General features: G+C 62.3%; 7 protein-coding genes. All 7 read left to right on the forward strand.

All coding sequences use genetic code 11. From position 1 onward, the window contains the following. The first annotated feature begins 164 nt into the window (after positions 1-164). Positions 165-983, forward strand: coding sequence for an N-formylglutamate amidohydrolase (locus tag EOD07_RS16555; protein ID WP_127236231.1), 819 nt, complete (start codon positions 165-167; stop codon positions 981-983). 20 nt (positions 984-1,003) lie between these two features. Beyond that, entirely contained in the window at positions 1,004-2,560 is a 1,557-nt protein-coding gene (locus EOD07_RS16560) for an amino acid permease (protein ID WP_127236232.1), read from the forward strand. An 88-nt stretch (positions 2,561-2,648) separates the two neighbouring features. Next, positions 2,649-4,019, forward strand: a complete 1,371-nt coding sequence (locus tag EOD07_RS16565) for a glutamine synthetase family protein (RefSeq protein ID WP_127236233.1) — start codon at positions 2,649-2,651, stop codon at positions 4,017-4,019. A 71-nt stretch (positions 4,020-4,090) separates the two neighbouring features. Then, positions 4,091-4,591: a hypothetical protein gene (locus tag EOD07_RS38130; protein ID WP_206519481.1), complete on the forward strand. Its 501-nt coding sequence runs from the start codon at positions 4,091-4,093 to the stop codon at positions 4,589-4,591. After that, positions 4,581-5,000, forward strand: a complete 420-nt coding sequence (locus EOD07_RS16575) for a type II toxin-antitoxin system VapC family toxin (protein ID WP_127236234.1) — start codon at positions 4,581-4,583, stop codon at positions 4,998-5,000. Before EOD07_RS38130 ends, EOD07_RS16575 begins: the two co-directional genes overlap by 11 nt. After that, positions 4,963-6,399 carry an aldehyde dehydrogenase family protein gene (locus EOD07_RS16580; protein ID WP_127236235.1) on the forward strand — a complete coding sequence of 479 codons (1,437 nt, stop codon included), beginning with the start codon at positions 4,963-4,965 and terminating at the stop codon, positions 6,397-6,399. The genes EOD07_RS16575 and EOD07_RS16580 overlap by 38 nt, the downstream gene beginning before the upstream one ends. Positions 6,400-6,417: 18 nt before the next feature. Then, positions 6,418-6,973 (forward strand): iron-containing alcohol dehydrogenase (locus tag EOD07_RS16585; protein WP_127236236.1); only part of this gene is annotated, 556 nt, incomplete at its 3' end.

A 6,973-nucleotide genomic window follows, 5' to 3' on the forward strand; every position in this document is an offset into this window, starting at 1 on the left:
GTTCGGCAATGCTGGAAATCATGTTTTCCCCCGCCCGGTGACCCGCCGCCGCCGTTTTCCCGAATTCGCGTTTGACAAAGCCGGCCAAACTGTATGAAATCATTCACACGGACGCAATGAGACAAAATACGTAACATAAGATACAGCGTTCCGCAGGGGACGATATGGAGAAAGCTCGGCCCGCTAGCCTTGCCCCGTCTGAGACCGTGAGGGTGACCAATCCCGGCGGATCCAGCCCCTTCGTCTTCACCTGCGATCACGCTTCCAACTTCCTGCCCGCCGAATTCGGAACACTCGGCCTGCCGGCCGCGGACCTTTCCCGTCATATCGCGTGGGATCCGGGCGCGCTTCCTGTCGCCCGCCGCATGGCCGAGGCGCTCGACGCGACGTTGATCGAGACCCGCGTGTCGCGGCTCGTCATCGACTGCAACCGGCCGCTCGACGCGCCGGACCTCGTACCGCCGGTCAGCGAGACCACCGCCATTCCCGGAAATTCGGGCCTGTCCGACAAGCAGCGCACCGCGCGCATCGACCTAGCTTGGCGCCCGTTCCACGACACGATCTCTCAGATCGTCGAACGGCGGTTGGCACACGGCCAGGAGACGCGCCTGGTGTCGGTGCACTCCTTCACGCCGGTCTACAAGGGCAAGAGCCGGCCCTGGCATATCGGCATCATCCATGATGACGACCGCCGCCTGGCAACGCCCCTGGTCGCGGCGCTGCGGCGGCTTGCCGGCGTCACCGTCGGCGTCAACGAACCCTATTCGCCAGCCGACCGCGTCTATTTCACGCTGGAACGGCATGCGCGTTCGCGTGGCCTTGCCTGCGCGATGATCGAAATCCGCAACGACGAAATCGCCGGCGAAGCCGGGCAGCGGAAATGGGCGGATTTGCTCACAGGCATATTTTCGAATCTGGAGCCCGAGGAGGCCAAGGGCTCCCGACAAAGTGCAATGGGAAAGTCAGTACAATCGGCCAGCTAAGAAATTAAGGGGACTTCCAAATGGCAGCACCGGGTTATACAGACGCCGACAAGGCGGAGGACGTAAAACACCTCCACAGTATGGGCTATGCCCAGGAACTGGAGCGGCGCCTCAGCCGCTTTTCGAATTTCGCGGTTTCCTTCTCGATCATCTGCATCCTGTCCGGCGGCATCAATTCGCTGGCTCAGGCGACTTCGGGCGCCGGCGGCATCGGCGTCGGCATCGGCTGGCTCATCGGCTGCTTCGTGTCGCTGACCTTCGCGGTCGCCATGTCGCAGATCAGCTCGGCCTATCCGACGGCCGGCGGCCTCTATCACTGGGGCTCGATCCTCGGCAACCGCGGCACCGGCTGGGTGACGGCCTGGCTCAACCTGCTCGGCCTGATCACCGTGCTCGGCGCCATCAATGTCGGCACCTGGACCTTCTTCGTCGGCGCCTTCGGTCCGGCGCTCGGCATCGAGGGCACGCTGACCAACCAGATGATCTTCCTGGTCATCATCACCGGCGCCCAGGCGCTGATCAACCATCTGGGCATCAAGCTGACGGCGAAGCTGACCGATTTCTCCGGCTATCTGATCTTCTTCGGATCGATCCTGATCGCGGTGGTCTGCCTGCTTTCGGCCGAGACCTGGGATTTCAGCCGCCTGTTCACCTTCCACAACTACTCGGGTGACGCCGGCGGCGGTGTCTGGCCGTCTGTCTCGAACGCCTGGGTGTTCGCGCTCGGCCTCCTGCTGCCGATCTACACGATCACCGGCTATGATGCCTCGGCGCACACCTCGGAGGAGACCATCAAGGCGGCGTCTTCCGTGCCGCGCGCGATGGTGATGTCGGTCATCTGGTCGGCGCTGTTCGGCTATCTATTCCTGGCCGCCTTCGTGCTGATGATCCCGAACATGGACGACGCCGCCAAGCAGGGCTGGAACGTGTTCTTCTGGGCTTTCGACCAGCGCGTCAGTCCCGGTGTCAAGGAGTTCGTCTACCTTGTCGTGTTCCTGGCGCAGCTCCTGTGCGGGCTCGCCACTGTCACCTCGGCCTCGCGCATGATCTTCGCCTTCTCGCGCGACGGCGGCCTGCCGGGCTCGGCGGCGCTTGCCAAGGTCAGCCCGACCTACCGCACGCCGGTGGCGGCGATCTGGACGGCCTCGATCCTGTCGGTGCTGTTCGTTTGGGGTTCGTCCGTGGTCTCGGTCGCCGGCACCTCGGCCTATACGATCGTGGTGTCCTGCACCGTCATCTTCCTGTTCCTCTCCTTCACCGTGCCGATCGTGCTCGGCATGATGGCCTGGGGAACGCCGAAATGGGACAAGATGGGCCCGTGGAACATGGGGCGCGGCATCTTCATGCTGTTCGCCTTCCTGTCGATCGTGTCGATGATCCTGATCTTCGTCATCGGCATCCAGCCGCCGAACGACTGGGCGCTCTACATCACCGTCGGCTTCTTCGTCCTGACGGCGATCGTCTGGTTTGCTTTCGAGCGTAACCGCTTCCAGGGCCCGCCGCTGGGCGACATCATCGCGGCGCGTCAGGCGGCGATCAAGGCGGCCGAACAGGCGGTCGGCGAGACCGGCCACTGAACCTTCGCTTCACGGCCATGGCCGGCGTAACGCCGGCCATGGTTCTCGTTTCTCCCTTCAAATCGACAAGCACTGGAGCGCCAAAGGAATGGCCGGGAATTTCTCGTTCGATCAGTTGAAGAAAGCGGTCTCGAACGGCGAGATCGACACGGTGCTGGCCTGCATCGTCGACATGCAGGGCCGGCTCGCGGGAAAGCGTTTCCTGGCCCAGTATTTCGTCGATTCAGCGCATGGCGAGACGCATGGCTGCAATTATCTCCTGGCCTGCGACATCGATATGGAGCCGGTGCCGGGCTACAAGGCGGCGAGCTGGTCGAAGGGCTATGGCGATTTCGTCATGAAACCGGACCTGTCGACGCTGCGGCGCATTCCGTGGCTGGAGAAGACGGCGCTGGTCATCTGCGACGTGCTCGACCATCACACGCATGACGACCTCGCGCACTCGCCACGCGCGATCCTGAAGAAGCAGGTCAAGCGGCTGCAGGAGCGCGGCTATATCGGCTATTTCGCCTCCGAGCTCGAATTCTACCTGTTCAGCGAAACCTACGAGTCCGCCCGCAAAAAGCATTGGCAAGGGCTCGACAGCGCCTCGCCCTATATCGGCGACTACCAGATCGGCATCACCACTAAGGAAGAAGGCGTCATGCGCCGGCTTCGCAACGAGATGGAGGCTGCCGGCATCCCGATCGAGAATTCGAAGGGCGAGTGGGGACCGGGCCAGGAAGAGATCAATGTGCGCTACGCCGAGGCGCTCGAGATGGCTGATCGCCACGTCATCCTGAAGAACGGCGCCAAGGAGATCGCCGATTCCGAAGGCAAGGCCATCTCCTTCATGGCCAAATACAATTACGGGCTGGCCGGCAATTCCAGCCACATCCACAATTCGCTGTGGAGCGCCGACGGCAAGACGCCGCTGTTCTTCGACAAGAAGGCTGATTGGACGCTGTCCGCCCTCGGCCAGCAATGGGCGGCCGGCCAGCTCAAATACGCCAAGGAGTTCACCTGGTTCCTTGCGCCCTACATCAATTCCTACAAGCGCTTCCAGGCCGGTACCTTCGCGCCGACCAAGATCATGTGGAGCGAGGACAACCGCACCGCCGGCTTCCGGCTCTGCGGCGAGGGCACCAAGGGCATCCGCATGGAATGCCGTATCGGCGGCGCCGACCTCAATCCCTATCTCGCCTTCGCGGCGCTGATCGCGTCGGGCCTCGCCGGCATCGACGAGAAGCTGGAGCTGCAGAAGCCCTTCGTCGGCGACGCCTATCAGGCTTCGCGGCTGCCGGAGATCCCGAAGACCTTGCGCGACGCCACCGAGACGCTGGCCAAGTCGAAGATGCTGAAGCAGGCCTTCGGCGAGGAGGTGATCGAGCATTATGTGCACACCGCCCGCTGGGAGCAGTTCGAATACGACCGCCGCATTACGGATTGGGAACTGCATCGGGGCTTCGAGCGGTATTAAAGCTGTAATCGACGTTTGACTGAACCTAACTAAAGCTGTAATTTTGGGCTAGTTAAGTTCAGGAGCGTGAAATGGGAAAGTATTCACCTTTGCGTTCGTATCTCATGGCTCAAGCCGGTGAGCGGGTACCGATGTCGTTCAGCGATATCGAGAAGCTGCTGGGCGAAAAGCTGCCGGCGTCCAAGCAGTATCCTGCTTGGTGGAGCAACAATCCCAGCAACAATCCGATGACAAAGGAGTGGCTGGCCGCCGGGTTCCAGACGGAGTCGGTCAACATAGCTGGCGAAAATCTGGTTTTTCGGCGCTCTCCGCAAGGAAGTGCTCAAGCCCGTCGCAAGTCTGCTGGAGGGCAAACCAGAGAAGGGGGTTCGGGGCGCGGTCAGGGCTTTATGGAGGATAGGGTGGGTTTCAACAACGCTCCGGACATGAGCGACAAGAACGAAGACTATATCGTGCCGCCTCGGGGCGCCGATCCGCTGTTTGGATGCATGGCCGGGACGCTCACGCTTCTTCCGGATGTCGACTACACCGCCCCTGCGGACCCGGACTGGGGCAAAGTATATGACGACTGAAGGCGTGTTGCTGGATACCTGCTTCATGTTGTGGCTGTCGACGGAACAGCCGGTTGCGAGGACGGCGATCGATAAGGTGACCAGTGCGCGGAAAAACGGTGGCGTGATCGCCGTTTCCGTCATGTCGGCTTGGGAGATAGGAATGCTCGTCTCCAAGGGCCGGCTTCCGTTCATCAAGTCGCCGCTCGCCTGGTTCGAAGGGTTCGTGAAAGCGGGCGCAACGAGCGTGGAGGGGATCGATAGCGAGCTTCTGGTGGAGTCCTCGTTCCTGCCTGGCGCCGTTCACAACGATCCGGCGGACCGGATCATCATAGCGACGGCCCGTTCGAGGAACCTGGAAATCATCACCCGCGATCGCGCCATCCTCGCCTATGGCGCGGCCGGTTTCGTCAAAACAATACCTTGTTGATTTGGAGAACCTCTTGGAAACCGTAAAACTGAAATCCCCCATCGACGGCTCGATCTATGCCGAGCGGCCGGTCGCGAGCGACCAGGCGATCAACGCCGCGGTCGAGCGCGCCAGAGCGGCGCAGGAGAAGTGGGCCGAGACGCCGGTCGTCGAGCGCGGCAAGTATATGCTGGCGATGCTGGAAGCGCTGGTCGCCATGAGCGACGAGATCGTGCCCGAGATCGCCTGGCAGATGGGTCGGCCGGTGCGCTATGGCGGCGAGTTCGGCGGCGTCAAGGAACGTACCAGCTACATGGTCGAGATCGCTGAAGCCGCGCTGAAGCCGGTCATGGCCTCCAATCCGAAGGACGGCTTCCGCCGCTATGTGAAGAAAGTGCCGCTCGGGGTCGTGCTGGTGATCGCGCCGTGGAACTATCCCTATCTCACCGCGGTCAACACCATCGTGCCGGCGCTGATGGCCGGAAGCGCCGTCATCCTCAAGCACGCGGCGCAGACACTGCTCGTCGGCGAACGTTTCCAGCAGGCTTTCGACAAGGCCGGCCTGCCCAAGGGCCTGTTCCAGAACCTCGTCATGAACCATGCCCAGACCGAGAAGCTGCTCGGCTCGGGCAAGATCGATCATGTCAACTTCACCGGCTCGGTCGGCGGCGGCCGCGCCATCGAGAAGGCGGCGGCGGGAACCTTCATGACGCTCGGGCTCGAGCTTGGCGGCAAGGATCCTGCCTATGTGCTGCCCGACGCCAAGATGGATCATACGGTGGCCAACCTGGTCGACGGCGCTTTCTACAATTCCGGTCAGTGTTGCTGCGGCATCGAGCGCGTCTATGTGCATGAGAAGGTCTATGACGAATTCGTCGAGGGCTTCATCGCCGAGACGAAGAACTATGTCGTCGGCAATCCGCTGGAGCAGGCGACCACCATGGGCCCGATGGCGCAGGCGCGCTTTGCCGATCTGATCCGCGAGCAGAAGGCCGAGGCGCTGCGCAAGGGCGCGACAGCGCATATCAATATGAAGGTCGAGAACGACAAACCGGGCTCGCCCTATCTGGCGCCAGAAGTGCTGACCGAGGTCGACCACCAGATGAGCGTCATGCGAGAGGAAAGCTTCGGGCCGATCGTCGGCATCATGAAGGTGCGCAACGACGAGGAGGCGATCGCGCTGATGAACGACAGCCCTTATGGGCTGACGGCCTCGATCTGGACGCGCGACACCGAGCGCGCCATCGCCATCGGCGACCGCGTCGAGACCGGCACGGTGTTCATGAACCGTTGCGACTATCTCGACCCGGCGCTGGTCTGGACCGGCGTCAAGGACACCGGCAAGGGCGCGGCGCTCTCGGCCATCGGCTACGACAATCTGACCCGCCCGAAATCCTATCACCTGCGTGAAGCGATCTGACCCTTCGAAAGACAAAAAATGTCCAAGCTCATCTCCAAATGGAACTACCCCACCACCGTCCGTTTCGGCGCCGGCCGCATCAAGGAACTGCCGGATGCGCTGGCGGCCGCCGGCATCAAGCGTCCGCTCTTCGTCACCGATCCGGGCCTGGCGAAACTGCCGGTCGTCGCCTCGACGCTGAAGATCCTCGACGACGCCAAGGTCCCCTATGGCGTGTTTTCGGAGGTGAAGCCGAACCCGGTCGAGTCCAACCTCACCGCCGGCATCGCCGTGTTCAAGAAGGGCAAGCATGACGGCGTCATCGCCTTCGGCGGCGGCTCGGCGCTCGATCTCGGCAAGCTGATCGCCTTCCAGTCCGGACAGACGCGTCCGGTGTGGGATTTCGAGGATATCGGCGACTGGTGGACCAGGGCCAATTCGGATGCGATCGCGCCGATCATCGCCGTGCCGACCACGGCAGGCACCGGCTCCGAGGTCGGCCGCGCCGGGGTCATCACCAATGAGGAGACCCATACCAAGAAGGTCATCTTCCATCCGAAGCTTCTGCCGGCGATCGTCATTGCCGATCCGGAGC

The organism is Mesorhizobium sp. M2C.T.Ca.TU.002.02.1.1, assembly GCF_003997225.1.